This is a genomic window from Rhodanobacter sp. FW021-MT20, from assembly GCF_041107475.1.
GTDB classification, from domain to species: Bacteria; Pseudomonadota; Gammaproteobacteria; order Xanthomonadales; family Rhodanobacteraceae; genus Rhodanobacter_A; species Rhodanobacter_A glycinis.
In genome coordinates, this window is the sequence record NZ_JBGBPX010000006.1 from 49,255 (window position 1) to 76,216 (window position 26,962).

A 26,962-nucleotide genomic window follows, 5' to 3' on the forward strand; every position below is an offset into this window, starting at 1 on the left:
CTTTCTTGAGGCAGCGTCTTTTATCGATGTCGCATGGTCTGCGACGAAATACCAAGCCGAAGGTTGTTGAAGTGAGCGGCATGCCGAGCGTCAGAGCTCCACCCATTGCAATGTTCTTTCCACGCCTATGCTCGTGGCCCCAATCCACCTAGCGAACTCAACCAGGTCGACGCTGCCTCTAACGGCCAAGGAGAGCTCCGCGGATTCTCGGCAAGCCCAAAACGCCTGAACGGTGGGGAGGTTGGCCGCCGGATGGCCGTCATATAGCGCTGTAGACTTCCAGTCATAGATCGCCAAGGTGCTACCGCGATCATCCTCAAAGACATAAGTCCCTGACACCTTGCCATCACCGCTAGCTCCGGATGGCGGGCCGAATCGTTCAGTCAAATGCCGTGGCGCAACACGTATGAAACCCTGGAAGGTTAGGCCCGTTGCGCGCTGATTCGGTGAATGCTTGAATCGTTGAGGATATCCATCCATTGCAGCATGCGGTCTGAGATACTCAATCATGACAAAGCCTCCGCCGATCAGGAGAGCTGCAGCCTGCACCCACGCCGTATCGTGGACTGCGACAAGTTGGGATCAGCAAGATGGTTGGCGCTGGAGCGCCAGAAATTGCGAGCACCATTGTTCCGCTTATCCGCGAAACTCTTGCTCCACTACTCCGAAGTTCCGTGCAGCCAGGGCGGATCCACCATAGCATCTAGGTAGGCATTTTCCGATCGTTCTTTTGCTCTACGCGCCAGGCGCAAGTACAGGACAGCGGACCAACAGGCCGGCTCAGCCTCTTCTGATGAAAGATGTGCAACAGGAGCGACCCGTTTTGGAAGCGACCAAAAAAGGTTACGGTCAAGCCTTGGAGCATCCACGTTTGACAGGTAGTCCAAAGCAATCTGGAACGCATGCGCAAGGCGATACGTCTTTGTCGGCCCCGCTTGGGTTCGGTAAAGGCTCTCATAGTCCTCGTATAGATCGACATTGAGTTCACGCAAGCAGGAGCGGCTCAATCCCGTCTCAGCAAGAACACACTCCATCGGCGGCAAATAGAAGCCTCTGCACTTGGCTATTACTTTCCGCAGAAGCCAATCGACGATCCCCACCTTGCTCCCATACGGACCTGGACCAAAAGGTAAAATGGTGTAGCCGTTCCAGAGGTCGAGCAACGGTGCTGAAGATGCGCCCTCAGGACTCAGCAACATCTCAAGAACGGAAACCCCTTGTAACGCGCACATATTGATCATGGTGCGAATCGACGGCTTAGATGGTCCGCTATTACATCGTGTGTTCTTTATGTGGCTCTTAAGGATGCGTGGCACTTTCTCTCGGCCTTTTGCTCGCTCCACCAACGATTCCATGTAGATGGAGAAACTATCCGCACGAACAGGGGCCTGCCCGGGAGTCGCGCACAACCCGATAACATCGCTTACCTGTCGATCCACCCATGCCATGAAGCCCGACTGCGCTGGACGTTGCCCCTTACCCCCAAGATCGCTCTGACATTTGGTGCATGCGCGTCGTCGCATTAACGATATGTTCGCTGGCTGAAATGCGCCGCAGGCTGAACACTGCGATTCCAATGCACAGCCATGAGTAGGACATAACGAGAAGACTTGCACCGCCCAAATCAGCGGCTCCCATGACTCCTCCTGACTCCACTCCTTGTAACAAGCCGGACACCAACGTCGTAGACGGGCCGGTCGCCCGAATGCAAGTTTGCCAGCAACGTCTTTCAATACCCAAAGCGTGCCATACCGAAGCTGATCTACTCCAGTAAGCCTCTCCAAACCAAAAATGCAACTCTCCGAATAGGGAGATAGCCCAGAAAGTGCACAAGGATGACTGGGGTTGCTCGATTGAGAACCGCCTGCGCTGCTCAGTGCGATGAGACCAGAACGCGATATACCGACGGTCCACACCATCCGATGCACATAATGGTCAAGGGACTCGACCATCGCGGTACCGACTCCGCGCAGCGGTATGGGAGGGAGGGTAGTCCACCATGGATGCTGAGGGCTCATGCCACCGTCCCTTGCGGCACGTCGTTGGCCCTCACAGCCTCGGCGGCCCCTTTCTTACTCTTACCCTGACGAGGACTAGGCAGATTCCATTTTGCTACGACGACGGAGGCTTGCGCTTTTGTGGAGCCTTCTTTTCTCGCCTCTTCGAATGCATGAACATCCTCCCACAGCTGTCTGAGATCAGCATCGCCATACACCGAGGCTTCAATATCCACCTTTCTGATCTCGCCTCGACCCGCGCCTGCTGCCTTGACCGATGCGTCCTTTAGCAATTTCTCGACGATGCCGTAGATGCCCGCTGTTGCCGCCAAAATGACGGCCGCCATGTCGTACAGCAATCGAGGCTTGGAAAGCCGATATCGGCTTCCAAGCGTTCGAAGCAGCTGTAAAAACGGATCGCGATCCGTCGGTCGGACAAAGCTATAGGGCGGCACCCAGACAATAATTGAGCGTCGGCGAATCTCTGCTCGCGTGTTCCAAAGCTGCGCAATCGTATGTACTCCGCTTAGCAAAATATTCAACCGGTGTTTTTCAGCGATCGACATCAAATTTAGGATGTGGTCGGCAGGCGACGTGTTCTTGTGATTTGTGCAAAGGGCAGCGGCCTGGTCGATGGATGCGAGACGCATCGATCGATTTTTTGCGAGCTGTCCAAATTGTTCCCACGCCTTTCTTTCGGGCTGTGTTTGTCGCGGACGTGTTTCCCAGATTTTGCGTGACTCCGCTACTTCACTGATGATCCGAAGGACCGATGGACTGTCTGAACCACCGTCGAGAAGCCAATGCAGGTCGGGAGCGAATAGTTCGCCCAAGAGGGAATCCACCAGTCCGAATGACGTGAAATATGCTTGGTTTTGGAGCAATGCCATTACCTCGATGGCAGGTACCCGCCCGGGCCCCCAATGTTCAGGGCTACCGAAGATGGTCCTCAGCACGGCATGTCGCATGGTGGTTTTTCCAACACCGGTTGGTCCGATCTGAAAGATCAACTGGCCCGGCTCCGCACCTTCAATCGCCCGAGTAAGCTCGTCCTTGGGCACCTGAAAATTCCGGTGCATGATCAGCTTTGGCATGCTTCCTACTCCTCAGGTAGTGACTCGAGCGCATCCCACTCGGGAACCGGTGGCCGCACATCGAGATTTTCCGGCGACGTTGTTTCCTCCTTCGCTGAGGGCGCAAGATGTGGGTGAGCAGGCATTGCTGCCTGCGCCCGATGCCGGTGGTAGCGGTCCCGATCCACGGCCAGTTTGTTGCTCCGCCTTTCGCGGTTGACCAAGGGCTGACTCATCAAGACGAACAACTTTTCCCGCTTCGACATCAAAGCGATGCTCTGGGCGCTGCTGTGAAACGCCTTGACCCAGGCAGAATCGATCTTCACATACAGTACCGAGGGATCCGCGCAGTCTCGGCGAACCGCGTCCGGTTGCTTGGAACGCAAATGGATCTTCAGTTCCTCGCTGGTGAAAAAGCCTTCGCCCGTCCGGATTCCTTTGCGCTCGGTCGCTTTACCTTTGAAGTCGATGAGAATCGATGTCTTGATGAGGAGGTCATCGTTGTATTCGTGAAGCCTTCCCAGATTCCCGTATCGCGATAACGACTCGTCCCTTTTTTCACTCGGCGTCCCACCGTCTGCCAGAGGTGTTTTGAGGAGATCCCCATAGACAAACTCATCAAACGCCTTGGAGATGGTCAGAAAGGTGGTCTTTGCGTTGTTCCGACTCTTGTACTTGCCATCGACGCTACGACCTTTCATGTCCAGCTCAGTGGATCCGGCGAAGTCGTGAGCGACCTGCGTGTTGATCTGTTTGATTGTGTTCTCGGCTAGACCGTTGAACACGCTTCCACCCGTGGGGGAGTGCATCAACGAGATCTGTTCCTGGCGGCAGAATTCCTTTAGCCAATCGGACGTATTTTCCGGCCCTCGATCTACGAAGATCACGCACGGCAGAAAGCCATGTCGGAAGACGAATTCCCGGATGAGGATGGCAAAGCCATCTGTCCGAGCTGATCCAAAAATCAACGAGTGCGCCATCGGCATTGATGTCGCTTCGTCGACGCCGATGTAGAAGGTAGGCTTCTCGGCGGGGAAAAGCAGTACCAAATCCGGCGCACAGCGATTGTCAAAGATGGACGAATCTATATGCAGTGTGTGTCCATAGCCTAAAGCGTGTTGGGACCGATCCCGCGGATCAGAGCTCGATCGCACCGATTGGTAAGCACGCATGCCTCCCATGGCCAGCGCTCGTTTGGTCACGTCCTGTTGCTTTACCGCACGATTGAGCGTCGTGAACTTCGGCGTCGGGACGCTGCGCCGTTTGCATTCGTCTTCCAGCTCAAACCATAGTGTCCGAAGTGTGCGAACTTGGTAGCGATCCCAATGAGTCCGAATGACGCTTTCAATGGCGACCCGTTGCCCCTCCAGAAGGCGTGACTCTCGGTTGCCACTTGATGCGTATCGTGTAAGGCAAGCCGAGAGCCGTGATCGGCCTGCCGCCACAACTTTGGATACATGACGGGCAAGTTCAGTCATCCGGCGGGTGGGGTTGTCCTTTCCGCACGCAATGGAATCCAGGCGTTCCAGGCGTTTCGCTGCTTTCTGGAAGTCGGTCGTCGGTGCCGTTATCAGGGGATCGTTGAGCTGCGGTTGCGCAAAGTTGCATGCGATTTGATGCAGTGTTCCTCTGTCGACACACTCTGCTTGTCTCGGATCCGAATAGAGCAGGAAGCAGCTTCCCATCTCAATCGGCGTACTCTGCATAGGTCCGAATGCCTTGGAGTGCGCAATGAGCCATAAGGCGATCCGTTCCCGAAAATTCGGAACGATCTCGCACAATTCGTCGAGACTGCGGGGAGCCACCGATATCTCTGAAAAAGCGCGATCTGCTGCACGTTGCTCGGCGGCATTGAGTGCTACGCCCTTTAGGGCGTATGCAGCCTCCTCGTTGCGCAAGTAGATGCCGAGCGGCCATGGTGGGAACCAAACCTCAAAGGAAAGTCCATTGACCGTTGCCCAATTTTCGTAGGGCGTGCAGGTCCAGCGTCCATCGGCAAGTTCCCACTCTACCGATTCTAACGCGGCCTTCTGAAGCCATCTTTCGTACTTACACTCAACAAGCTCGACGCGGTCGTTGTAGAACACCAGGAAATCGAGCGTTGCCTGCGATACATGTTGCTGGCCGTTGTCCTTGATGCGGATAATTCGTCTGCAGGGTACCTGCACGTAATAGGCCAATACTTCGAGATCCATTTCCAGCGAATAAGCGAACAGGCGCTCGCAGGTATGGCTCTCGACAGTTCGAGAACTTCCATTCTTCTTCGAGTGAAGTTGCACACGCACATTGTTTAACGCGCCACTACCGACATCGCGAAGTCCGCTGTTGCGCACCATTGTTTCTGCGTTCGCGATCTGTGCCTGGGTCAGCCCACATCGGGCATAGATCAATTGCCGCTCTGGCTCATTCAAACCGCCAACGTCTCGCTCATACATTGCCGCCACGGCATGCGTGTGGGATTTCATCGTCATGCGTTCTCCTCGAGCACATACCTGTCGGGATTTGCTGCATGGCAGCAACCTTGCGCCAGGACGCACTCTTCCTAACCCCATGGACGGGGTTACTTGACTTAGGAATGGGAGCGCAGGAAGCTAGAGGAGCAGACTCTTGCAGTCAGCGCTCCATCAGCAAAAGCCCAAGGGACGCAAACCCTTGGGCTTTTCTTTTTCCTGGCACGGATTTGGTGATGGTCTCTCCTTATCTAGGACGTCGTGAAGCGCAGTGCGCGGGCGAGGCCTCATAGATTAGGCACATCGGTTAGGGGTTTGAAATCCCCTGCTTTGGCGGGAAAATTGATGTAAGTCATTGATTCGCACTAAATGACCAGCACCAGCAAAAATTCCGGTACGCCAGATGGCTGGACGAGCACGCGCGGTCCTGCGTATCTATCAATGGTTGTGAAAGCTCGCACAGCTACTTGGGCGAGCATCGCCGACGACGAGGACTGGCACGCAAAAGCGCTCGCTCGTATGAACCACGAGTCCTTGCATGCCACGCCAAATAGCTGGCGGTCACTCGATAAGACCAGGCAGAAGGAGTTCCTGGACGGAACCCGCAAACCAAACAGGAAGACACTGGATGGCGTGGGCATTACAGCCCCTTTGAGTCAACATGTTCACCAGAACGCGCTATGGATAGCTCTTAGGCCAGATACGGATGTCCCGACATGCAGGGCCATTCTGGCGTCTTTGATCAGCAGCTACAGTGCTGACTCACTCGTCGACTATCTCTCTCGAGGTGCGTCTCCAGCGAGTCGTGAGAACGTCATCGAACTCGATGTGGTCACGGCTCTTGTCGCAGCGATTCGCGTTGCCATGTCGGAAAAAGCCCATCCGAAGGCTTTCGACTACGGTCGTGCCTTGGTTTATATCCTAGGATTGATTTGTGTAGACCCTCGCTACAAAGGATCCTTCGATGTCGTGTCGCTGGTGATCGGCGAAGGCGTACTTGACGGTCTTTCCAACGGTGAATACGTCATACAGAAGTCGCGAACCGCATTTGAAGCATTTGGTGAGGCCATGCGCGATCGCTTTGAGGACGTGATACAAGCCGCTGGTGGTGTGCACAGATCCCTAAAGGGCAGAAGTCTCAATCCGAGGACGACAGTAGATCTGTTTCACGCCCATGCTTTCGCACTATCTACTCCTGGCGAAGATGCTCGCGTCGATTTGACCGATCTACTGGAGTCGTCCAGTGGCCGACATCATATGCACAGGGAAGCTATCGGAAAGCTCGAAAAATTGAGGCTCTTTGGTCGCCAGAGGTAAAGGTTTGTACCTGCCCGCGTTCATTGATGACTAGGAAAAATCACCGCGTCTCCATTGAAAGCGCTCGTAAGCCTTGAGATTCCAAACTCTCATCAAGCTCTGCTCTCCAACGCATTTGCCCGAGCAATCAGTTCACCAACTGTCCGTACCTTTCCGCCACGCTGATGGTCGCCGTCATCCCGGCATTGAACTCCAGGAAATCAGCTTCGATCCCATCGCTGAAGATCACGCCGTAACCTGCCATCTGCGAGACGAGTTGCAATGGTTCCTTATGAGTCACTCGCCCGAAAACCAACTCGACTTGTGTCGTGCGACTGGGGAATGGTTCGCGCACCGTGAACTGCAAATGGTTGGCATCCCATGCAAATCCATGTTCTCGCATGGCTTGTGCCGGCCCCGCGAGTGCGTGCCCAGCAACGCCAGCCGCACCGGCCAACAGGCTCTGAAACCACCCAGTTGAGCCCAACCCAGTAGACACGATGATTCCACTGGAGGAATGCGTTTCGGATCGACCCCCTTGATGGATCTGATAGCGCGCGGATACATGCGAGCGCGGGCCGATGAAAAGGTCATTGACCGCATAGAGCTCCTGCCCATCGCTCAGGTTTGCTCGCGCCATCGTGACGCGATTCAGCGACCGCTTCCCGGCAATAGCCTCCTTCGCTATAGCCGACAGATCTTCAACCTCGAAGGGAAGGAGAACCCCGTCCCAACGCGCCGGATCCGGATTGACCCCAATGACCGGCTGTGCCCCCTTGAGGTACTTGAGCGTGTTGGCCACAAGGCCATCCTGTCCCAGTACTACAACCAAGGCGTCCGGTGCGAAGAGATAGTTGGAGAGGAATCCGCGATCCAGCCTTTGGACACGGCCGAAGCGACCCAAGGTCACCTCGGCTGTACGAACAGCTTCCAGATAGACCCGATGCTCGGCCTCATAGTCCGAAAAGTCCGCACCCAGATGCTCGACGTAGAAGCGCGCCTGTTCGATCGTGTTGAAACGCACGATCAACTCCTCCAGCCGCGTCTTGCGAGTCACCAGCACGATTCGCTGGTTCAGCGCATCCATGGCGTCAGGCCTTGGCCGGTAACTTGGCTCGCGGCTGCGTCAGCTGCTGCAACAGATCCGGCGAGATGTTGAGCTCGCCAATCCGACCGGCACCTTCAGCCAAACCTTGGAAGGCCTGCGCAATCAGCACGCTGGGGTCGGCCTGTCCGACCATCAGAGCCTGCAGCACCTTCGGATCGATGCCCTGTACTGCCTTCATGGTGGCCGCCACCGCATAGGCCTTGGCATCGGCTTCAGTCTGTGCATTCGCGGCACGCAAGGAGGTCAGGCTCTTGTTCTTGTCTTCCAGGGCAATCCTACCGGCCATATCCTGATCCTGGATTGCCTGGCGTTTGGCCAATACCGCCTGTTCGGCTTCCAGCTGTGTTTCGCGGATCTGGCGCTTCTTGGTCTCCACCGCGATCTCGGTATTGAGCTCGTTCTCCTTGACGGCGCGCTCCTGCTCGATCGCGGCATTGCGGCGCACATAGGTTGCATCATCGGCTTGCTTGAGGATCTGCTCGCGAACCTGGGCCTCAAGCGCCCGGGCCGTTTCCGGATTGGGCTTCACCGCAAGAACCGACAGATTGATCAGTTCGAGCCCAAGGCTGGAGAGGCCATCGGCGCGCTGCAGGCCCTGGCGCACGACCTGGACCAGGTGATCGGAACCGCGCAGCAGCTCCTGAAGCGTTTGACCCTGCAGCACCGAACGCAACTGCACCTGCACGGCGTTGACCACCCGCTGCGGCAACTTGGTCCGGTCTTCCGAGGCATAGGTGCCGTCGGGCTTGAGGGTGAAATTCATGAGGCTGGCGAGCGTCGTCGGGGCGGACACGCGGTAGGTGACCTGACCCTGCACGGTCACGACCTGAAAGTCGCTGCTGACTTCCTGGAACATGAATGGCGCATCCACGCTCTCCAGCGGGATCGAGACCAGCGTGGCGCTAGGTGCGAAGTACCAGAACGTGAGGCCGGTGCCTTCGCGCACGGCTTTGCCGTTCTTGTACTGGATGACGTAGGTGCTGGGACTGGCTTTGACGTAACGATAACCGAGCATGATCGTATCCCCCTGGTTAGATGAGCTGGTTGCGCGTGCAAACCTTGGCGAAGGTTCGAGCGTGAATGCGTGTTCCGTTCTCCCACACCGTGTCCATGGCGTGCTCCCTAACCGTGGGTCGCTTCATGTCCTCGATGGCTTGGCTATTTGTGGGTTTTGCTAGCTTGAGCAGTTGCATGACGGAAGCTCCTTCGCGTCGTGGGAAACCGGCGGTCTATCCGCCAGCGGGAGGGGCAAGGGTTCAACCTCGTCCCAGGAAAAATTCCAGGATGGCCAGATGATCCTCGAACAGCTGGGGACCCATCTCCAGTGCTTCGCTCACCGGAAACCAGTGGGCCTTATCGGCATCGTCGCCACCTTTCACGGCCGGCAACTCACCGGCCAGAAAGTCAAAGTGATAGGCATGGGTGATGGTGCGACCACGCTGTGAACGTTCGGGATGATCGAAGACGTGCTGGCCCTTGATCGACCCTTTTAGCACCGGCATCGGGAGCTTGAGGCGGGTTTCTTCGCGCAACTCTCGTAGGCAGGAAGCCAGAATCGACTCGTCCTGACCAACGAAACCACCGGGCAAGGCCCACAGTCCCTTGCCCGGTTCCGCACGACGACGGACCAGGAGCACGTGGCCCGAATGCACCACCACGGCATCGGTGGTGACGAACGTCGGCGGATAGGGAGCGGTCGACCAGGCGGCTCGGTAGTTCTGGATGAAGCGGTGCTCTGCAACCAGTTGCCCATACACGGCGGCATTCTTGCGGAAGGCTTCAAGCATCTCGAAGACGGGTGCTGGCACGTTGGCTTGCAGCATGCGCAACGCACCGCGACCCGCCTCGTCGGCGGCTTCGAACAGGTAGCGGCGAAGCTCCGTCGCGGAAAGCGTTTCGGTATGGGGGAGATGCACCAGAGGCCACTGCGGGAATTCCTGCAGGTAGTAGCTGCTGGCGTCTTTCTCCCGACCAATCATTCCGATGCGTGCTTCCGGTGCCCCACCATCACTTTTAACGGCTTCCGCGACGGCCCGTTGCACGGCGGCGATCCAATGCGCTTCGTTGTAGAGGTGATCGCGCAACGGCAGGACGATCAGCCGTTCGGACACGTCTTCCAGCGCAGCGCAAATCATCACCGCGCGCTCGGCGACAGTCCATGGATTACGCAGCGAACGGGGGGTGTCGGCAGAACCAACCAGGAAAATGAGCTTCTTCGCGTGGCCCAGCGCATGGCGGGCGACGGCCGCGTGGCCGATATGGAAGGGCTCAAAACGGCCAATGAAGACCAGGTATTCAAAATCCATGAGGCTCCCTCACGGTGAATGGATTCTCGGGTCTGTCCCAAGAAGTGAGGCACATGCTACACCGGCCACTGATGCGGTCAACTGCGTATGAGGGAATGCCGCCGATGCGCCGTGATCTGGCTGCTTCTCTGTTCAACATGATGGATGACTTCAAACGGCCGCCAATTAGCTGGCTCCAGCTAAAATTAGCTGAGCTCAGCTAATTTTATGACGCGGCCGGAAATGCTGCTAATTTGCGGCGGCGCATCATGAAAGTAACCGTCACGTGATCCCGAGGTGTGCGATGGAAGGCGAAGATGGGCTTGGCTACGCGCACGCATGCTTCGTCGACCGATCGATCCATAAAATCGACGCTGGCACTTCCAAGAAGTAAGTTGCCTAGGCCTTGAGCGTCATGATCAGCCAATGTCGCCATGAGTCACGACGGTTCGATGGTTTGACTAAAAACGTCTGGCCAAACCGTCAGCCAAGCCTTAGCCGTCCCCAGCTGGGAGCAGAACGCGCAATCGGCCAAGCGTGGTTTCTTCGCCCTTAGGCGACGGTGTGGCGCGTGCCAGGGGGATAGGAAGAGATAATTTGTATCATCCGCAGAGTGGCTCTTGGTGTCGAAGCGGACCAGCTCCAAGGCGAGAAGCGCTCCCGCCAAGTTGGAGACAAAGGCGAAAGGCGCCGCGGCTTGTTTTCCGGCCGGGGTCCGAAGCTGCCCTTCGCCACACATCGATTTGTAGAGCGTGTCCAACGCCGTGTTGATCAGAGCAGCCTTGTCCAATGCAGGAAAGTTGGCGCAAAGTTTTGTCGCCAGCGCTTCATCAATTAGCGGTTTCCGGACGTCATCCACCGTGATACCAAGATTTTCTGCGGTGTGCTCGTCTTGCTGTTGTTCATTTACTACATGCGGATAGATGCACGCCAAACATGCGTTCTTGGTGGGTTGGCGATGACTATGCACGATGATTTCGCTGATATCCGTTGTCGAGGCATCGATGACCTCAAGCGGTAAGTGATTCTGTACCGAGCGGCGCGCGCGTCGACTATCAACGGTCGTGATAACCCGGGTAACTTTTTTCCCAGGGCGTGTGGACAGATAACTTGCCAGATCACCTTCGTAGGCTGTCACAGCCAGCCCCGTACGACGGAACCGCTGAGCTAAGAGCGATGATTTGCTCTTGCCCACGTCGTTCAGTCCGAAGTAAAGGCAACGGTTCAAATTTCCGCGGTGAACTTTTTTAGGGTCGACGATCGTCAATTCACCGACAATCCGGAGTTCCTCCGCAGCCCATAGAAATCCGTTGGCTACCCCACCGGCACCGACTAGCACCGTGTCACGTAACATGACTTCGCTATTCAGTAGCTCAGGTTGAATGCCCAAGTCACTGAAACGCACGGTCAACATCGGGGAATCAACAGGTGCTGACGATGGAGGATTTCGATCTGCCAGCAACCCCAGTGCGTTACTAAGCGTAAATCCGCATAGATAGCACGCTGCGATTTTGCGAAGGAGCCCGTGGATATCTTCAATCCTCCCTGGGACTACATCGCCCCTCTCGCCGTGATCATTCTGCGCAGAAAGGGACAAGGTGTCTCCATCAAGACTTGTCCATATCTGCAGGGGTGCGGTGGTTACGTATTTCGTACCAAGCGCAATCTCGACGTCACATTCCATGTTCAGATCGACTATGGAGACGGTGCGAGAGAGCAGCGACTCAACGTCTCGCGCGAGATTCACGCAGGCGGGCGAGTCGGCACGTGAAACGCGAACTCGAAGCGAAAGCTTCTCGGTTGCCTCCCCCTCTGAGAGACCAGTTGCCGCCATGAGCGTGCGAACGTTTTCGTCGATGCCGTTATTCATGGCTCTTCCAGCTTGAGGGCAGTTCGGAGTTCGATGTGCATCCACCTGTCGTCGGACGACAACTCATATGCGGCAACCTGGTCGAAGAAGTTATTCAGCGTCGTGTCTTCTGCGAAGTTCGGCACCACCAGTGAATGAGCGCCCGCATGGCGCACGATTGCCCACTCGTCATCTGCAGCAGAGTGGAATGCTTCACGAGGGTGCGAGTGGACCTGAGCAACGATCTTTGCTCGAGTTTTCCTAAGATGCGCCATAACCGCTCGCATGGCTTCGCTCGATATGTGGAAGCGATCAAAGGTCGCCACCTGATCGGGGCGGTAGGCTTCAGTGATCTGCGTCACCTCGGCGGTGGCGTGGCCAAGCCAAAGAACTACGGTTTCGACGTCGTGTTCGCCACCTTCGCGCAGATGGCGCAATGTCGTTTCAATAATCTGTGGCGTGCACTTCAACTGGGTTGTCATAGTCCTACCTGCGTACGCCAAGCGACACATAGCTGGGTGAGCAGACCGGCCACGTTCATGCCGTCTTGCGCGCGATACGTATCCCAGAGGTCGGTAAGATGGCTTGAATGAGTGTGGTACTCACGGAAACCACGCATGCAGACGAATGGGAGCCCTGTCGTAGGATGCAAATCTTGGTGGAAAACCCCACCGGGCAAGCCTACCGGCGGACTTCCATCTGCCATGAGAAGAAGTGCCGAGGGAGGGAGTTCGGGCCAGTTATCGCAAGTGAGCTGCACACGAAGCGGGCGTGTTCCGCTGAACGTAACATCGACGACCGGATATTCGATCGAATTAACTTCCCAGCGATGGCACCGGGTGAAAACGAGCGAGAGGTTGCCAACCTCTCGCTCGAAGTTAGACTTGGCGAGTGCCTCATGCACCGCCGCCGCCTTCCCGCTTATGCCACTCGATCTCGACGATGCCGTGGAGATCATTCGCAGCAAAGGTCTCCGCTTCGTTGATGGGGCGATTCCCAACCGTAGCCACCCAGTCAGCGGTGTTTGTAAGCCCGAGATGCAGGGCGGCAGCCGCAAGCAAGTCACGTACAACTTCCGTGCTGTAGCCGCGTCGATAGTCATCGAGGTTGGGAAACACGCCACTCGTGGTGATCACGGCAATCGCCATCGGGTGGCTCTTCTTCTCTTCGGAGTCGGAGCCGGGCGGCTCGTGTGCGTCAGGGGTATTCATGCTTGCTTACCTCAATTGTCGGGACCCGCAGGGGGGAGGCGGGCGAGATGTTTGTCTCATAAACATCTGACTGTGTCAACTACAATCACATTACGATGTCATCAATGTTGACATTGACCCCGGTATGGGCGACGCTGTGGCTCGTCCAGTGAGCTCACTCATGACAGACAAAGAAACCTTCTATAAAGCGCTCGGTAGCAAAATTCGCGAGCAACGCGAGGTCGTGGGCCTCACCCAGTCGCAACTTGCAAATGCTGTGGGCCTGTCTCGAACCTCGGTAACTAACATTGAGCTCGGCAGGCAGCGATTGATGCTCGATCAATTCGAAAGCATATGTGCCGCCGTTGGAAAGACAGCAGGCGACGTTCTTGATGCTGCGCGAGCCCCTGTCGTCGAGACGAGGAATGCGCACGACTTGGGCACATTGCCGTCTGTGCAAAACTTCGTCCGCGAGCTCAAGCAAGCACAGGGTAAGGAAAGATGACTCCGACCCGCCCCCGCTACGCGCGAATCAGGCAGCTCGTCGACGAGCTACTGACCGCAAGCGGCACGAGATCGGCACCAGTGCCAGTAGAGAAGATCGCAGCCCGTATGGGTGCGGAGATTGTCTTTCGAGACTTCGATGAAAACGTCTCCGGCGTGCTCGTGCGAAGCGACACAGCTCCCGTCATTGGCGTTGCGACAAACCAATCCGTCGAACGTCAACGATTCACAATCGCGCATGAACTGGGCCACCTGGCTCTCCATGAGGGTCGCGAAGTTCACGTCGATAAGCTTTTCCGTATCAACTTGAGATCACCCAGTTCCTCACGTGCGGAGGATGTCCAGGAAATCGAGGCGAATGCATTTGCGGCATCCTTGTTAATGCCACAGCTTTTTCTTCATAGAGATATAGCTAGCATCGAGCTCGACTTCGAGGATCCTAGTCGGATTCTTCCTCTCGCTCAGAAGTACGGAGTCAGCGTCCAAGCTATGACGTTTCGACTCCTGAATCTGTTCGGCTCATCAGAGCGAGCATGATTACCTTTCTAAAAAAGAATCTACGAGCCTTAGCAGGGTTGTTTCGCACACCGTCAAAGCCCGATGACAGCGCCGCACGAGAGCACATCCGCACAAGTTATTCGGCGCGAACTCGATGTAACGTTCGACGTTATCGCGGCACGAACGAGCCGCCACCACTGCAATGGAAGGCTTGTCACCACACAACAATCGCCCGTTTCAAGGCGGAAATGACATGCCCTCGCGGACATGGGCTGACGCTGAAGAGCCATAGCGTCAGCGCATCTGGCATCGTCAGTCCCAGCGTGGTTTGCCCTTCATCAGGATGCCGGTTTCATGAGTTTGTCGTGCTAGACGACTGGGACTTTGGCGAAGTAGCGTAAGAGCTCAGCGCGTTGGCATCTGTTCGGAAAGATCAGAACTTTTCGACGTACACACCGACATATGGTGTCTTGCGCGCACTCGATTCGGGCGAAACGGACTCTTTCAACTTTGTAAGCTGTTCCGAAGACAGACGCTTGACCTCAGCACGTGAAGGTTCATGCCGTGCTGCTGCGCTCACAACTTTCTCGTATGAACCTGCTGCATCTTGAGCATGGGATTTGTTCATATCGACGAACCTCATGTGTTCAGCTCCGACGGGTAGTAGTGCTTTCGCGCGACCCACTTAAACCCGTTGTGCTTGGTGATAGCTGCAAGATCAACGGGTTTTGCAACAATGGAATATCCAGGCTGGAAACGTACGTAGCCACAGGTTACGTCAATAAAATAGTGCACAAGGTCGACTGCATCCTGAATCGGCATTGCGCCGTTAATCAAAGGTTCCATGCTCGTCAAGAGCGTCCTTGCGTCTTCGAGGGTAACCCCCGCCTCGATAAGCTTTTGTTCGATCTGACTCGAGTACCCAAATAGTACGCGTTGAATCGGCTCGCGCGCGCCTTCCCATACGCAATCCCAGATGACCTCGGGCTGCACAACTTGCGCCAAATCGGCACCGTGGCCGGTCAGCGTAAGCCGCCAAATCTCCGCGCTATCCTTATCCGATGAATAGCCACCGATAAGAAAGCCCATCACGGTCGCGTTGTCATTGCCACCGTGCAGTGGCTCATAGAGTTCATCGTAGAAATACCGCTTGAACGCATTGGCGACGTCTTCCACATTGAAATTTCGCGGATCGACATGCCACGCGGGGTCCGTTCCGCTCAGCCTCGCTCGCAGCTCGTTCGCAAGGCTGGATACTGACCTGTTCTTAAGGCTTCCAAGTCCAAAAGTGAGCGCGCCCACGGGAAGGCTTCGGATGTGAATCAGCTTTTCAGTGTTGAAGTAGGAATTGTGATATTGGTCAGCCGTAAACAGCGTGGAAGCGCTATCCGCCCCTAGGACGAGACCGTCCCCGACTTTCAACGCGACAACTATCGTCATCCGTGTCCCCCTGCCGCAAAACTGCCTTCGGCCCAATAGGACCGCCCCTTAAGACCGAGTCTATGCGGCGTGCGGTTGACTGCGCAATGTGCAATTCAGCCAATTAAGGATGCATCGGTAGCCTGTTTCAGCGCATCGCGCTAGTTGCAAGCTGTGGCTAGCGAGTTGACGCCTGCAGGCGTGCCAGGCGTGCGGAAAAGCCGGCCCTGGTGATCCTCGCCGGCATGCTTGCCATCCAGTACATCATAGCTACGAATGCTTCGTTCTCAGCGTCAGGGGAGCAAGGATCCCGGCCGAGCTGGACGACAGCACAGACTATGCCGCCCAGTCGGGCGACATTCGCGACTTCATCCGATAGGTAACTTGTTGACCAGAAAGTGTATGCACAGACTATGGGGCTGAGTTGTACGCATAGCCTGTGTCCCAGGGTCGTCAAAGACACCAACTATGAGGCACCAAACTGCACGGACTATGGAGTTCTGTCCACTCTCCCCTCTGCGCGGCTCCGCGACGAACGTGCATCTGGCGCAACACTGTGTTGCTTCCATGCGACTTTTGTAGGAGCCACAAGGGCTGGCACAATTAGTAAACTTACGAGTGCAGCAAGCATTCCCCCTTCCCCAAGGCCCGTTCCCCATGCGATCAAGCACCTTCCTCCGTCGGCTCGCTGTTCTAGCGCTGCTTGCCCTTCCCGCGCTGCCCGCTGCTGCTGCCACCCGCATCGAAGTGCAGGCCGGTCGCAGTTACATGGACGGTTACGGCAGCAACGCCGCCTTCCTCGAAGGCGTGTTCGGCGAACACCGTATCGGCAGCACCCGCCTCACCTGGTCGCCGGATGTGTCGGTCGGCTGGATCAACGGCCGCGACGTGTCGCGTTACCGCAACTCGCGCTACACCACTAGCGATTCGGTATGGCTGGCGGCCGCCGGCGCACGCTTCCATTACGGCGATGCCGATGCCTGGTATCGCCCGCTGTTCTTCAGTTTCCAGCCCGCGTATCACAGCGGCCGCACACAGGCGCTGAGCAGTGGCTACGAATTCGTCAGCACGCTGGGTTGGCAGGGCAAGCACTGGAGCTTCCAATTGCGCCACATCTCCAACGGCAGCATGCACGAGCCGAACCGCGGCGAGACGATGGCGCTGGTCGGCCTGGCCTTCAACATCTGAGAACCAGCCTACGCGGGCGGCAATCGTTCGCCGCCCAGCGTGTAGGCCGCGTCGCGCAGTTGCGTGCGCAGCAGGTGGAGCTGGATCAGCAGCGGCCGTCGCCCGGGCGGCGCGTCCATCACGGCGATGCGCATGGCCTCGTCGAGTGAGGCCAGGGCACGTGCGTGGGTGCCCGGACCCGGTCGTTCGAACAACTCGGCCAGGCGCGGCAGCGCGTCGTGCTGCAAGGGTTCGCTCAATACGGCCGGCGGCGGCGCCACCTGCATGCGCTCGCGCAGATCGAGCACACCACGACCGATGTTCATCACCAGCTGCGCCCAGCGCGGGGTTTGCGCGGTGGCCGCGGCCGATGCGCCGGGCTGGGCCAGCAGCTTCTGCAGCAAATCACGCGGCGCCGTTTCCAGTCGCGCACGCTGGCCGCGCAGCGGCGCGATGCAAGCCTCCACCACATAGCCGCGCAGACGATGCAACATGCGCCGACGCATCCAGCGGCCACCCGCCGGCATGATGGTGGACAGCAACACCAGTGCCAGCAATACGCAGGACAGGTCGGCCAGCACGTCGTTGAGGATGCCGGCCCAGTCGAACACCTGCGGCGCGCGCACGCCCACCGCGTCGACGAAGATGATGTTGAAACCCGCGCCGATCGCCGCCAGTGCCGGCCGCGTCAGCATGTAGCTGCCGACCATCAGGAACGGCACCAATGCACAGCTCAACATGACGAAGCCGTCGGCCTGCGGCAGCAGCACGGTGTAACAGAACAGCGCGCAGACCGAGGCCAGCAGGAAGCCGGTGACCAGATAGCGCAGCGACACGACCGGATTGGGGCTGGAGCTGTACAGCGCCACGAACACGGTGGCGAGGATCACCATGCCCAGTCCGCTCGGCCATGCGGTGAGGATCCAGATCGCCGCGCCGATCAGCAGCGCCAACCCGGCCCGTGAGCCGGCCACCAGGTCGACCAGGGTGTCGGTGTGCGGCACGAAGCGATGCCGGCGCGAGGCGGGCGCCGCGTCACTGTCCACCGGTGCACTGCGCAAGGTGGCATAGGTGGAGGCGTAGCGGCGCAGCGCACGCGCGTAGTCGTCGAGCAGGGTCAATGCCACGTCCAGATCGGGCCGGACGCGCGCGGGCAGGCCTTCGCGCAAACGGGTCGACTGCGCGGGCAGGGCGGCGCTGAAGCGCGACAGCGACAGCGCGAGATCACGCGCATGCTCCCCGGTATGCGCATCCAGATCCACGTCGAGTGCGGTGGCCAACGGTTGGTACAGCGTTTCCACCGCCGTCACCACCGCGGCGACGGCGGCATCACGCGGCACCTCACCCGTGCTGCCACGCTGCTGGCGCAGGCGGTGCATCCAGTGATGCAGACGCAACAAGCGTGTATTCGCATCCATGAATTCCAGGTTCAGCCGCTGCACCATCGCGCTGCGCGCCCGGGTCTGCGGATTCTCGAAGATGGTGGAACTGCGCTGGGCTTCCAGCCCGATCGCCTCGATCACGAAATCGCGCCAGCGTGCCTCGATGCGGGCGTGGTCGTAGGTTCCGGTGAGCGCATCATGGCTGTAACGCACGAAGGCGACGAAGCGCGCGCGCACGCCACGCACCAGCGCGTCGCGCAGGCGCTGCGGGAAGATCACGTCGCTGACCACACCGGCGCAGAGGATGCCCAGCATCACCTCGGACACACGGGCCACCGCGTCCTCGAAGATGTCGGTGGGCGCGCTCACCGCGGGCAGGCCGATGATGCAGGCGGTGTAGCCGGACAGCACGAAGGCATACGCGGCGAAGTTGCGGTAACGCGCCGCGCCGAACGTGCATGCACTCACCCACAGCGCCAGCCCGAGCAGGAACAGCACGCGCTGCTGCGGCAGCAGTGCGTACAGCAGCAAGATGGCAGCCGCACCGGCCAGGGTGCCGATGGCACGGTAGAAGCTCTTGGCCAGCACCAGGCCCGACTGCGGACGCATCACCACAAACACGGTGAGCATCGCCGTATACGGCTGCGGCAAGCCGAAACGCAAGGCCAGCCACAGCGCCGACAGCGAGGCGAGCATGATCTTGGCCACGAACAGCCACGCCAGGCCCTCGCCGCGCAGCAGGTCTCCCCACGCGACCGATTCGCCAAAGCGCCGGATCATGGCATTCATGCCGTCATTGTCGCCACGCTACGGGGCCGATATGCAAGCGGATGCGAGTGTACGCTCCGCCCGGGGTGACACCGGACGCGCGCAACAGATGCCCCGGTGTCTCTGACGAAGGGGGGGCTTCCGTCGCCGGCAAGCCCCCGGTTCGAGCGCACTGACCGCGAGCGCGTCAGTGGCCGCCAGCCGTCGCCGGTCCACCTTTCGACACGAACGGCGGTTTGGCCATCCAGATCACGCCCATCAACACGATGAAGATCCAGCCCAGCACGTAGAACACTTCGTTGAACGAGATCTGGAAACTCTGCTGGGTGATCATGCCGTTGATCATGCTGCCGGCCAGCTGCGGGTTGCCATGTCCCAGGTGCTGCATGGCCGCCTGCGATACCGGGTTGTACGGGTTGATGTGCTCGGCCAGCTGCTCGTGGTGGGTCACCGCGCGACGCGTCCACATCAACGTGGTGATCGAGGCCGAGAAGCTGCCGCCCAGGGTGCGCAGGAAGGTCGACAGACCCGAGCCGGCGGCGATCTCGTGGCCTTGCAGGTCCGACAGCAGGATGGTCAACGTGGGCATGAAGAACAGCGCCACACCCAGGCCCTGCCACAGCTGCACCATCGCGATGTGGTAGAAGTCGACCTGCAGGTAGAAGTCCGCGCGCATGAAGCAGGTGGCGCCCATCACCATGAACGACAGCGCAGCCAGCAGGCGCAGGTCCATGCGCGTGGCGTACTTGCCCACGAAGAACGTCAGCAATACCGGGATCACGCCCAGCGGCGCGGTGGCGAAGCCGGCCCAGGTCGAGGTGTAGCCCAGGTTCTGCTGCAACCACAACGGCACCAGCAGCGCGATCGAGAAGAACGCCGCGTAACCCAGCACCATCGCGATGGTGCCGGTGGTGAAGTTGCGGTGCCGGAACAGCTTCAGATCGACGATCGGGTCCTTGTCGGTCAATTCCCAGATCAGGAAGATCGCCAGCGCAATCGCCGACACGATGCTGGCGATGATGATGAAATTGGAATGGAACCAGTCCGCATCATTGCCCTTGTCCAGCACCACCTGCAGCGCGCCCACGCCGATGATCAGCGTGATCAGGCCGACGTAATCCACCCGGGGTCGTTCCAGTTTCTCCAGCTTCTCGCGCAACTGCGCGGCCACCACCACGCTGGCGAAGATGCCGATCGGCACGTTGATGAAGAAGATCCACGGCCATGAATAGTTGTCGGTGATCCAGCCGCCCAGGATCGGGCCGGCAATCGGCGCCACCACCGTCACCATCGACAGCAATGCCAGCGCCATGCCGCGCTTTTCGTTCGGATAGACACCGATCAACAGGCTCTGCGTCACCGGGTACATCGGCCCGGCCACCGCGCCCTGCAGCGCGCGGAACAGCAGCAGCATACCCATGCTCTGCGACACGCCGCACATGAACGAAGTGAGCGAAAACAGCAGCGTGCACCACACGAACAGCTTCACCTCGCCGAAGCGGCGGGTGAGGAAGCCGGTCAGCGGCAACGAGATCGCCATGCTCACCGCGAACGAGGTGATCACCCAGGTGCTCTGGTCGTTGCTCACGCCGAGGTTGCCGGCGATGGTCGGCAGCGACACGTTGGCAATCGTCGTGTCCAGCACCTGCATGAAGGTGGCCAGCGACAGGCCGATCGTGGTCAGCGCGAGATTCGGTGGACGGAAATGGGTGCTCATGGGGACAAGCTCGGTGGGGTAGGGGGCCGGGCGAAAATCAATCGGCTTCGGCGGTGGCGCGGCTGCGTGTCAGGAACGGCGGCCGCGCCAGCCACAACACGGCGATCAGGCCGAGGAAAATCCAGCCCAGCGCATGGAAGATTTCGTTGAAGGCGATCTGGAAGCCCTGCTGGCCGATCGAACGGTCGAGCAAGGCCAGTGCATGCGTGCGATGGGCCACGCTGTCGCCGGCCAGCGCGTGCTGCAACAACGGGTTGTACGGATTGATGTGTTCGGCCAGCCGCGCGTGATGGATTCCCGCTCGACGATCCCATACGAAGGTGGTGATCGAGGCGGTGAAACTGCCGCCCAGCGTACGCAGGAAGGTCGACAGACCCGAACCCGCCGCGATCTCGTGCGGCTGCAGGTCCGACAGCAAAATGGTCAGCGTCGGCATGAAGAACAATGCCACGCCCAAGCCCTGGAACAGCTGCACCAGCGCCACATGCATGAAATCGATCTGCATGTAGAAGTCCGAGCGCATGAAACAGGTCATGCCCATCACCACGAACGCGCCGGCAGCCAGCAGGCGCAAATCGACGTGCGTGGCGTACTTGCCCACGAAAAACGTCAGCAGCACCGGCAGCACGCCGATCGGCGCGGTCGCGAAGCCGGCCCAGGTCGCCGTGTAATGCAGGTTGCGCTGCAGCCACAGCGGCATCAGCAGGCCGATCGCGAAGAACGCCGAATACGACAGCACCAGTACCAGCGTGCCCGCGCTGAAGTTGCGGTGGCGAAACAGGCGCAGGTCGACGATCGGGTCCTTGTCGGTCAGTTCCCAGATCAGGAACACCACCAGCGCGAGCGCCGAGACGATGCTGGCGATGATGATGAAGTTCGAATGGAACCAATCCGCATCGTTGCCCTTGTCCAGCACCACCTGCAACGCGCCCACGCCCACGATCAGCGTAACCAGGCCGACGTAATCCATGCGCGGCCGCTCGATCCGCTCCAGCTTGCCGCGCAATTGACTGATCGCCACCGTGGCGGCGAAGACGCCGACCGGCACGTTGATGAAGAAGATCCAGCGCCATGAATAGTTGTCGGTAATCCAGCCACCCAGAATCGGTCCGGCGATCGGTGCCACCACCGTCACCATTGCCAGCAGCGCCAGTGCCATGCCGCGCTTGGCCGGCGGGTACACCGCGATCAGCAGGCTTTGCGTGACCGGATACAACGGTCCGGCCACCGCGCCCTGCAACGCGCGGAACAGCAGCAACATGTCCATGTTCTGCGCCAGGCCGCACAGGAACGAACTCAGCACGAACAGCAACGTGCACCACACGAACAGTTTCACTTCGCCAAAGCGGCGGGTGAGGAACCCGGTCAGCGGCAACGAGATCGCCATGCACACCGCGAACGAGGTCACCACCCAGGTGCTCTCGGAAATGCTCACCCCGAGATTGCCCGCAATGGTTGGCAACGACACGTTGGCAATCGTCGTGTCCAGTACTCGCATGAACGTCGCCAGCGACAGGCCGACCGTGGTCAATGCAAGATTGGGCGGACGAAAGTGCTCGCTCATGCGTTGCCCGACGCCGCGCCAGCGTGATGCTTTCCATGACGATGCCGATCACCATGTCCAGCGCCCTGCCGATCGCGGCGGCGGCGGCTCCTATGTCATTTCCCGGCGCCCGCCATGTTGGCGTGGATGATCTGCGCGATCTGCGCATCTGCCTTGGCCAGCTGCTTCTCGTACACGTCGGTGCTGAAAGCCGGCTTGGTCGGCGCCTGCTGCGACAGCATCGGGCCATCCTGGTTGTGCAGGTTCACGTCCACGTTCAGCGACATGCCGATACGCAGCGGGTGCTTGTCGAGCTGGGCCGGGTCAGTGAACACCACGCGTACCGGGATGCGCTGCACGATCTTGATCCAGTTGCCGGTGGCGTTCTGCGCCGGCAGCAGCGAGAACGCGCTGCCGGTGCCCACGCCCAGGCTTTGCACCTTGCCCTTGTAGGTGACCGCGCCACCGTAGACATCGGACTCGATCTCCACCGGCTGGCCGATACGCATGTGGGTAAGCTGGGTTTCCTTGAAGTTCGCGTCGATCCACACGCCGTGCAGCGGCACCACCGCCATCAGCGGCGCGCCCGGCTGCACGCGCTGGCCGACCTGCACCGAACGCATCGCCACGTAGCCGGTCACCGGCGCCACCAGGGTGGTGCGCACGTCGTCCAGATAGGCGGCGCGGAACTTCGCGGCGGCGGCCTGCACGTCGGGGTGCGAGGCGACCACGGTGTCGTCCACCAGCACCTTGTTGGTCTGGTACTGCTGCTGGGCGGTGATCAACGCGCTCTGCGCGCTGGTCAGCTCGTCACGCACATGCGCCAGCTCCTCGGTCGAGATCGCACCGGACTTGGCCAAGGCCACGCGGCGGTTGTAATCGGACTGCGCCTTCTGCACCGCCACCTTGCGCGCGGCCACGATGGCCTGGGCGCCGTTGACGCTGGAGTACAGGCCGCGCACCTTGCGCACGGTGTTGGCGAGGTTGGCCTTGGCTTCGGCCAGCGCCACGTCGGCGTCGGCCTGGTCCAGCTTCACCAGCATGTCGCCCTGCTTCACCAGGTCGCCATCGTCGGCGCCGATGCTGACCACGGTGCCGGGAATCTGCGGGGTGATCTGCACCACGTTGCCGCCGACGTAGGCGTCATCGGTGCTTTCGTACCAGCGCCCGTCGAGGAAGTACCACAACAGCCAGCCGATGAAGGCCAGCAGCACGATCACGCCGAGCAGGCGCAACAGGAAACCCCGCCGGTTTTTCTTCGGCGGCTTGGCGGCCGCGCTATCGGCCGTGGATGACATCTGGCTGGACATGGGGCTGCCTCAGGAACGGTTATCAGGGGTGGGGGAAACGGAAGACGATGCGGTGGCTTTCGGTTCGGGCGGAAGCTGCCCGTGCGCCGGACGGTAACCACCGCCAAGGGCCTGGATCAGCTGCACCGACTGATCGGACTGCTGCGCCTTGAGCGCGGCCATGCGCTGCTCGGCCACCAGCAGCTGCTGGCGCACGGTCAGCGCCTCCAGGTAGCTGCCGACGCCGGCCTTGTAACGCTGCTCGGCCAGCTTCCACGCGCTGCGCGCGGCATCGAGTGCCTGCTGCTCGGACGTCGCCTGCTGCTGCAGCGACTGCAGCGCATCGACATCGTCGGCGACTTCGTTGACTGCCTTGACCAGGGTCTGGTTGTACTGCGCCACGGCGATGTCGTATTGCGCATCCTTGCCGCGCAGGTTGTAGCGCAGCCGGCCGCCGTTGAAGATCGGCAGGCTGAGCGCCGGCGCCACGCTGTAGAAGCGCGACGGCAGGTTCAGGATGTTGCTGCCGCCGAAGCCGATCACGCCGGCCAGCGCGGTCAGGCCCAGGTTCGGCAGGAACTCGGCCTTGGCCGCCTTGATGTCTTCACCGCTGGCTTCCACCTGCCAGCGCGCGGCGACCAGGTCGGCGCGGTGGCCGATCAGGTTGACCGGCAGGTTGGCCGGCACGCTCAGCATCGACGGCGGCAACAGCTGCGGCCGGGTGATGTCGCGGCCACGGTCGGGACCCTTGCCCAGCAACACGGACAAGGCCGAACGCGCCGCGTCGATCGCCCGCGAGGCCTGCTCCGCCTGTTGCTGAGCGCCGGCCACCTCGGCATTCGCCTGTTCCAGCTGGATGCGATTGTCGATGCCGGCATCGACGCGCTGATGGGTCAGCTTGCGCGCATCGTTGGCGCGCTGCAGTTCGGCCTGCGCCACGTCCTGCTGCGCATAGGCATAACCCAGCTGCACGTAGGCACGCGCCACGTTGCCGGACAGCTCCACGCGAGCGGCGTGCGCCTCCACCTCGGCGGCGCGACCCTTGCCGATCGCGGCCCGCCACGCGGCATGGCGGCCGCCCCACAGATCGGGACTCCACTTGAAGCTGCCGTAGGCGTACTTGGCCCAGCCGAAATGGCCATTGCCGAGCGCCGGCACGCTGGCCGGCAGGCGCGCGCCGGCCACGCTGGCGCCGGCGCTGATGTCCGGCGTCAGGTCCGCATGGGCCACGCCCGCGGCGGCCTGGGCTTCACGCGCACGCGCATCGGCCACGGCCAGGCCCGGGTTGTCCTTGAGTGCCTCGGCGATCAGCGCATCGAGCTGCGGATCGCCCAACCCGGTCCACCAGTCCGCCTGCGGCCAGGTGGCATCGGGGGCCGACGCCTGGCCCAGGCTTTGCCCGGTGGCCAGCGAGGACGGATCGATCGGCTTGCCCTGCGGATGCAGGCCACCGCTGCTGGCACATCCGGCCAAAGCGAAGGTCAGTCCGACGGCTGCCGCGAGTAGATGCAGACGCATGAGTTTCAGTCTCGGGGTAGTGAGGGGTGAATCAGTCTTTGTCGCGAAGCGCGCGCAACACGCGCTCCAGGTAAGCGTGCAACTGTTCGCGCTCGGTCTTGTCCAGCGAGCGCTGGGCGGCGGCCAGCACGCGATCGTTGCAGCTGGTGAGCTGCTGCCAGAGCGCGTCGCCGTCTTCGGTCAGCTCGATGCGCAAGGCGCGGCGGTCCTGTTCGTGCGGGCAGCGACGCAGATAGCCCTTGCGCTCCAGCTGGTCGAGTTGGCGCGTCATCGCGCCGCCATCCAGCTCCACCGCGCGTGCCAGCTCGGTGGCCGACATCGGCCCCAGCATGGCCAGCCGCTTGAGGATCAGGAACTGGTTGAAACGCAGGTCCAGGCCCTTGTCGGCAATCTCGGCTTCCATGGCGCGCACCACTTCGGCGCGGACTAGGCCGAGCAGGACGCCGAGGCTCTCCCGCGGAGATCCAGGATGGACGGATGAAGTGTTCATGGACGCGCATTCTATTGCCGGAAATATATTTGTCAAGGCAAATATATTCTTCGCAGTGTTTGCCGGGGCAAAATTGGCCTCAAGCCACCGTCCGCAAGCCCTTGCCCAGCACGGCCAGTTCGTCGTCCAGCCAGGCGCGCAGGGCCGGATCGCGCAACTTGAACAGGCTGAACACGCCCAGCGCGCGCAACACCGGCAGTTGCGCCAACAGGCGCGGCTCGATGGCGCGGCGCACCGTCTCGGGCGTGGCCGGATCGAGCATCTGGTGGGCACAGGCCACGAAGGCTTCGATCGGCGAATCCGTGGCCTCGGACGGTCCTGAAAGCGGAATGATCGACAACATGGGGGTTCTCCGAAGGTGTCACCGCGGAAGCCGGTGCGACAACCACGCACGGGCAGCGGCTGGGGTGGCGGAAAACCGCGAGCGGCGGCAGCGGCAGACAGCCTCGACGCGCAGACGGCGCCGGACCCGTGCAAGGTTAAGCAGGATGGCCCGTTTACTGATAACGTTATTTGGTCAAAAAGTATCGAGAATCGGACATGAGCTTCTCGCACGAGCAAATCTACGACTGGATCGAGCGCCCCGACGGCCCCGCGCTGATCGCCTACTGGAACGACGGCGACGCCGCCAGCGAATACGGCGACCGGGGAATCCGCGAATACGACTGGCACACCCACCGCCGTGGCCAGTTCCACTGCGTCGAAAGCGGCTTGGTGCACGTGCGCACCGCGCACGGTTCGTGGCTGCTGCCACCGCATCGCGCCGGCTGGATGCCGGCGGGGGAACGGCACACGGTGAGCATCAGCGGCCCGATGAGCGGCTGGAGCGTGTTCATTGCACCCGATGCCTGCGACGGCCTGCCCGACCACCCCTGCGTGCTGGGCGTGAACGAGCTGATGCGCGCACTGGTGCGACGCGCCAGCGCGTGGGCGCCATGCGAGGACCTGGATGCCGAGCAATCGCGCGTGACGGCGGTGCTGATGGACGAGATCCGGCGCGCGCCGCACGAACCGCTGTACCTGCCGATGCCGGTCGACCGACGCCTGCTGCGCGTTGCGCACGCCGTGCTGGATCAACCGGACGACAACCGCGCGCTGGAGGATTGGGCCACGCGCGCCGGCCTGTCCTCGCGCAGCCTGAGCCGCCTGTTCCGCGCCGAAACCGCGTTGAGTTTCGCGCAGTGGCGTCAGCAGGCGCGACTCAGCCGGGCGCTGGAACGGCTGGCCGAAGGCGAACCGGTAGCGGTGGTGGCCGAACACCTGGGCTACGCCAGCGTCAGTGCCTTCATCGCCATGTTCCGGCGCGCCTTCGGCCATTCGCCGGCGCGCTATTTCGAGCACGCCGGCCGGCTGATCCATGGCGCCCAGGCAAACCCCGCCTGAGTACCCGGCGACCCGCCGGACCGGCCTCGCCACATG

The 26,962-nt window shown here is 60.2% G+C and carries 24 protein-coding genes and 1 pseudogene; 5 read left to right on the top strand and 20 right to left on the bottom strand.

Annotation, left to right across the window (positions count from 1 at the left end; genetic code table 11):
- Nucleotides 1–659: 659 nt before the first annotated feature.
- The 4 genes and pseudogenes from AB7849_RS08745 to AB7849_RS08760 form a co-directional block, all read right to left on the bottom strand.
- Nucleotides 660–1,241, bottom strand: a complete 582-nt coding sequence (locus tag AB7849_RS08745) for a hypothetical protein (protein ID WP_237711839.1) — start codon at nt 1,239–1,241, stop codon at nt 660–662.
- Between the two features lie 345 nt (nt 1,242–1,586).
- A pseudogene (locus AB7849_RS08750) lies at nt 1,587–2,018 on the bottom strand (hypothetical protein); the annotation flags it as partial.
- Nucleotides 2,015–3,091 (bottom strand): ATP-binding protein, encoded by a 1,077-nt coding sequence (locus AB7849_RS08755; RefSeq protein ID WP_369500865.1) that lies wholly within the window; start codon nt 3,089–3,091, stop codon nt 2,015–2,017. The gene AB7849_RS08755 and the pseudogene AB7849_RS08750, both read right to left, overlap by 4 nt.
- A gap of 5 nt (nt 3,092–3,096) precedes the next feature.
- On the bottom strand, nt 3,097–5,541 hold the full coding sequence (locus tag AB7849_RS08760) for a transposase (protein WP_008212433.1): 2,445 nt from the start codon (nt 5,539–5,541) through the stop codon (nt 3,097–3,099).
- A gap of 348 nt (nt 5,542–5,889) precedes the next feature.
- Between AB7849_RS08760 and AB7849_RS08765 the strand changes: the two genes are divergently transcribed.
- Complete coding sequence (locus tag AB7849_RS08765; protein ID WP_369500866.1) at nt 5,890–6,837, top strand: hypothetical protein; 948 nt, start codon at nt 5,890–5,892, stop codon at nt 6,835–6,837.
- A gap of 127 nt (nt 6,838–6,964) precedes the next feature.
- On the opposite strand, the gene AB7849_RS08770 is transcribed toward AB7849_RS08765, so the two are convergent.
- The 7 genes from AB7849_RS08770 to AB7849_RS08800 form a co-directional block, all read right to left on the bottom strand.
- Entirely contained in the window at nt 6,965–7,903 is a 939-nt protein-coding gene (locus AB7849_RS08770; protein ID WP_369500867.1) for a sugar kinase, read from the bottom strand.
- A 4-nt stretch (nt 7,904–7,907) separates the two neighbouring features.
- Nucleotides 7,908–8,939, bottom strand: coding sequence for an SPFH domain-containing protein (locus tag AB7849_RS08775; RefSeq protein WP_008212435.1), 1,032 nt, complete (start codon nt 8,937–8,939; stop codon nt 7,908–7,910).
- A gap of 16 nt (nt 8,940–8,955) precedes the next feature.
- Nucleotides 8,956–9,117 carry a hypothetical protein gene (locus tag AB7849_RS08780; RefSeq protein WP_157618103.1) on the bottom strand — a complete coding sequence of 54 codons (162 nt, stop codon included), beginning with the start codon at nt 9,115–9,117 and terminating at the stop codon, nt 8,956–8,958.
- A gap of 63 nt (nt 9,118–9,180) precedes the next feature.
- Nucleotides 9,181–10,230 carry a bifunctional nicotinamide-nucleotide adenylyltransferase/Nudix hydroxylase gene (locus tag AB7849_RS08785; RefSeq protein WP_008212437.1) on the bottom strand — a complete coding sequence of 350 codons (1,050 nt, stop codon included), beginning with the start codon at nt 10,228–10,230 and terminating at the stop codon, nt 9,181–9,183.
- Nucleotides 10,231–10,648: 418 nt separating this feature from the next.
- On the bottom strand, nt 10,649–12,079 hold the full coding sequence (locus AB7849_RS08790) for a ThiF family adenylyltransferase (protein WP_008212439.1): 1,431 nt from the start codon (nt 12,077–12,079) through the stop codon (nt 10,649–10,651).
- Nucleotides 12,076–12,540, bottom strand: coding sequence for a Mov34/MPN/PAD-1 family protein (locus AB7849_RS08795; protein ID WP_008212441.1), 465 nt, complete (start codon nt 12,538–12,540; stop codon nt 12,076–12,078). The genes AB7849_RS08790 and AB7849_RS08795 overlap by 4 nt, the downstream gene beginning before the upstream one ends.
- A gap of 414 nt (nt 12,541–12,954) precedes the next feature.
- Complete coding sequence (locus AB7849_RS08800) at nt 12,955–13,269, bottom strand: hypothetical protein (RefSeq protein ID WP_008212445.1); 315 nt, start codon at nt 13,267–13,269, stop codon at nt 12,955–12,957.
- 160 nt (nt 13,270–13,429) lie between these two features.
- On the opposite strand from AB7849_RS08800, the gene AB7849_RS08805 reads away from it, so the two are divergent.
- A complete protein-coding gene (locus AB7849_RS08805; RefSeq protein WP_008212447.1) occupies nt 13,430–13,753 on the top strand; it encodes a helix-turn-helix domain-containing protein in 324 nt (107 codons plus the stop codon).
- Nucleotides 13,750–14,289, top strand: coding sequence for an ImmA/IrrE family metallo-endopeptidase (locus AB7849_RS08810; protein WP_008212449.1), 540 nt, complete (start codon nt 13,750–13,752; stop codon nt 14,287–14,289). Before AB7849_RS08805 ends, AB7849_RS08810 begins: the two co-directional genes overlap by 4 nt.
- Before the next feature lie 394 nt (nt 14,290–14,683).
- Here the strand turns inward: AB7849_RS08810 and AB7849_RS08815 are convergent, their stop codons facing one another.
- Nucleotides 14,684–14,893, bottom strand: coding sequence for a hypothetical protein (locus AB7849_RS08815; protein WP_157618104.1), 210 nt, complete (start codon nt 14,891–14,893; stop codon nt 14,684–14,686).
- Nucleotides 14,890–15,690, bottom strand: a complete 801-nt coding sequence (locus tag AB7849_RS08820; RefSeq protein ID WP_008212450.1) for a hypothetical protein — start codon at nt 15,688–15,690, stop codon at nt 14,890–14,892. Before AB7849_RS08820 ends, AB7849_RS08815 begins: the two co-directional genes overlap by 4 nt.
- A 636-nt stretch (nt 15,691–16,326) precedes the next feature.
- On the opposite strand from AB7849_RS08820, the gene AB7849_RS08825 reads away from it, so the two are divergent.
- Nucleotides 16,327–16,857, top strand: coding sequence for an acyloxyacyl hydrolase (locus tag AB7849_RS08825; protein WP_037100266.1), 531 nt, complete (start codon nt 16,327–16,329; stop codon nt 16,855–16,857).
- Nucleotides 16,858–16,865: 8 nt separating this feature from the next.
- On the opposite strand, the gene AB7849_RS08830 is transcribed toward AB7849_RS08825, so the two are convergent.
- The 7 genes from AB7849_RS08830 to AB7849_RS08860 form a co-directional block, all read right to left on the bottom strand.
- Nucleotides 16,866–19,007 carry an FUSC family protein gene (locus tag AB7849_RS08830; RefSeq protein ID WP_369500870.1) on the bottom strand — a complete coding sequence of 714 codons (2,142 nt, stop codon included), beginning with the start codon at nt 19,005–19,007 and terminating at the stop codon, nt 16,866–16,868.
- A 166-nt stretch (nt 19,008–19,173) separates the two neighbouring features.
- On the bottom strand, nt 19,174–20,703 hold the full coding sequence (locus tag AB7849_RS08835; protein ID WP_369500871.1) for a DHA2 family efflux MFS transporter permease subunit: 1,530 nt from the start codon (nt 20,701–20,703) through the stop codon (nt 19,174–19,176).
- A gap of 37 nt (nt 20,704–20,740) precedes the next feature.
- Entirely contained in the window at nt 20,741–22,267 is a 1,527-nt protein-coding gene (locus tag AB7849_RS08840) for a DHA2 family efflux MFS transporter permease subunit (RefSeq protein WP_008212462.1), read from the bottom strand.
- 95 nt (nt 22,268–22,362) lie between these two features.
- On the bottom strand, nt 22,363–23,556 hold the full coding sequence (locus AB7849_RS08845; protein WP_008212464.1) for an HlyD family secretion protein: 1,194 nt from the start codon (nt 23,554–23,556) through the stop codon (nt 22,363–22,365).
- 9 nt (nt 23,557–23,565) lie between these two features.
- Nucleotides 23,566–25,053, bottom strand: coding sequence for an efflux transporter outer membrane subunit (locus AB7849_RS08850; RefSeq protein ID WP_369500873.1), 1,488 nt, complete (start codon nt 25,051–25,053; stop codon nt 23,566–23,568).
- A 31-nt stretch (nt 25,054–25,084) separates the two neighbouring features.
- Nucleotides 25,085–25,543 carry a MarR family winged helix-turn-helix transcriptional regulator gene (locus AB7849_RS08855; RefSeq protein ID WP_037099874.1) on the bottom strand — a complete coding sequence of 153 codons (459 nt, stop codon included), beginning with the start codon at nt 25,541–25,543 and terminating at the stop codon, nt 25,085–25,087.
- Nucleotides 25,544–25,622: 79 nt separating this feature from the next.
- Nucleotides 25,623–25,886 carry a hypothetical protein gene (locus AB7849_RS08860; protein WP_008211607.1) on the bottom strand — a complete coding sequence of 88 codons (264 nt, stop codon included), beginning with the start codon at nt 25,884–25,886 and terminating at the stop codon, nt 25,623–25,625.
- Nucleotides 25,887–26,083: 197 nt separating this feature from the next.
- Between AB7849_RS08860 and AB7849_RS08865 the strand changes: the two genes are divergently transcribed.
- Nucleotides 26,084–26,926 carry an AraC family transcriptional regulator gene (locus tag AB7849_RS08865; protein WP_008211610.1) on the top strand — a complete coding sequence of 281 codons (843 nt, stop codon included), beginning with the start codon at nt 26,084–26,086 and terminating at the stop codon, nt 26,924–26,926.
- The last annotated feature ends 36 nt before the right edge of the window (nt 26,927–26,962 follow it).

Coding starts and splice junctions, on each gene's coding strand:
- AB7849_RS08745 (WP_237711839.1), bottom strand. CDS start 1,241: ATGATCAATATGTGCGCGTTACAAGGGGTTTCCGTTCTTGAGATGTTG.
- AB7849_RS08755 (WP_369500865.1), bottom strand. CDS start 3,091: ATGCCAAAGCTGATCATGCACCGGAATTTTCAGGTGCCCAAGGACGAG.
- AB7849_RS08760 (WP_008212433.1), bottom strand. CDS start 5,541: ATGACGATGAAATCCCACACGCATGCCGTGGCGGCAATGTATGAGCGA.
- AB7849_RS08765 (WP_369500866.1), top strand. CDS start 5,890: ATGACCAGCACCAGCAAAAATTCCGGTACGCCAGATGGCTGGACGAGC.
- AB7849_RS08770 (WP_369500867.1), bottom strand. CDS start 7,903: ATGGATGCGCTGAACCAGCGAATCGTGCTGGTGACTCGCAAGACGCGG.
- AB7849_RS08775 (WP_008212435.1), bottom strand. CDS start 8,939: ATGCTCGGTTATCGTTACGTCAAAGCCAGTCCCAGCACCTACGTCATC.
- AB7849_RS08780 (WP_157618103.1), bottom strand. CDS start 9,117: ATGCAACTGCTCAAGCTAGCAAAACCCACAAATAGCCAAGCCATCGAG.
- AB7849_RS08785 (WP_008212437.1), bottom strand. CDS start 10,230: ATGGATTTTGAATACCTGGTCTTCATTGGCCGTTTTGAGCCCTTCCAT.
- AB7849_RS08790 (WP_008212439.1), bottom strand. CDS start 12,079: ATGAATAACGGCATCGACGAAAACGTTCGCACGCTCATGGCGGCAACT.
- AB7849_RS08795 (WP_008212441.1), bottom strand. CDS start 12,540: ATGACAACCCAGTTGAAGTGCACGCCACAGATTATTGAAACGACATTG.
- AB7849_RS08800 (WP_008212445.1), bottom strand. CDS start 13,269: ATGAATACCCCTGACGCACACGAGCCGCCCGGCTCCGACTCCGAAGAG.
- AB7849_RS08805 (WP_008212447.1), top strand. CDS start 13,430: ATGACAGACAAAGAAACCTTCTATAAAGCGCTCGGTAGCAAAATTCGC.
- AB7849_RS08810 (WP_008212449.1), top strand. CDS start 13,750: ATGACTCCGACCCGCCCCCGCTACGCGCGAATCAGGCAGCTCGTCGAC.
- AB7849_RS08815 (WP_157618104.1), bottom strand. CDS start 14,893: ATGAGGTTCGTCGATATGAACAAATCCCATGCTCAAGATGCAGCAGGT.
- AB7849_RS08820 (WP_008212450.1), bottom strand. CDS start 15,690: ATGACGATAGTTGTCGCGTTGAAAGTCGGGGACGGTCTCGTCCTAGGG.
- AB7849_RS08825 (WP_037100266.1), top strand. CDS start 16,327: ATGCGATCAAGCACCTTCCTCCGTCGGCTCGCTGTTCTAGCGCTGCTT.
- AB7849_RS08830 (WP_369500870.1), bottom strand. CDS start 19,007: ATGAATGCCATGATCCGGCGCTTTGGCGAATCGGTCGCGTGGGGAGAC.
- AB7849_RS08835 (WP_369500871.1), bottom strand. CDS start 20,703: ATGAGCACCCATTTCCGTCCACCGAATCTCGCGCTGACCACGATCGGC.
- AB7849_RS08840 (WP_008212462.1), bottom strand. CDS start 22,267: ATGAGCGAGCACTTTCGTCCGCCCAATCTTGCATTGACCACGGTCGGC.
- AB7849_RS08845 (WP_008212464.1), bottom strand. CDS start 23,556: ATGTCCAGCCAGATGTCATCCACGGCCGATAGCGCGGCCGCCAAGCCG.
- AB7849_RS08850 (WP_369500873.1), bottom strand. CDS start 25,053: ATGCGTCTGCATCTACTCGCGGCAGCCGTCGGACTGACCTTCGCTTTG.
- AB7849_RS08855 (WP_037099874.1), bottom strand. CDS start 25,543: ATGAACACTTCATCCGTCCATCCTGGATCTCCGCGGGAGAGCCTCGGC.
- AB7849_RS08860 (WP_008211607.1), bottom strand. CDS start 25,886: ATGTTGTCGATCATTCCGCTTTCAGGACCGTCCGAGGCCACGGATTCG.
- AB7849_RS08865 (WP_008211610.1), top strand. CDS start 26,084: ATGAGCTTCTCGCACGAGCAAATCTACGACTGGATCGAGCGCCCCGAC.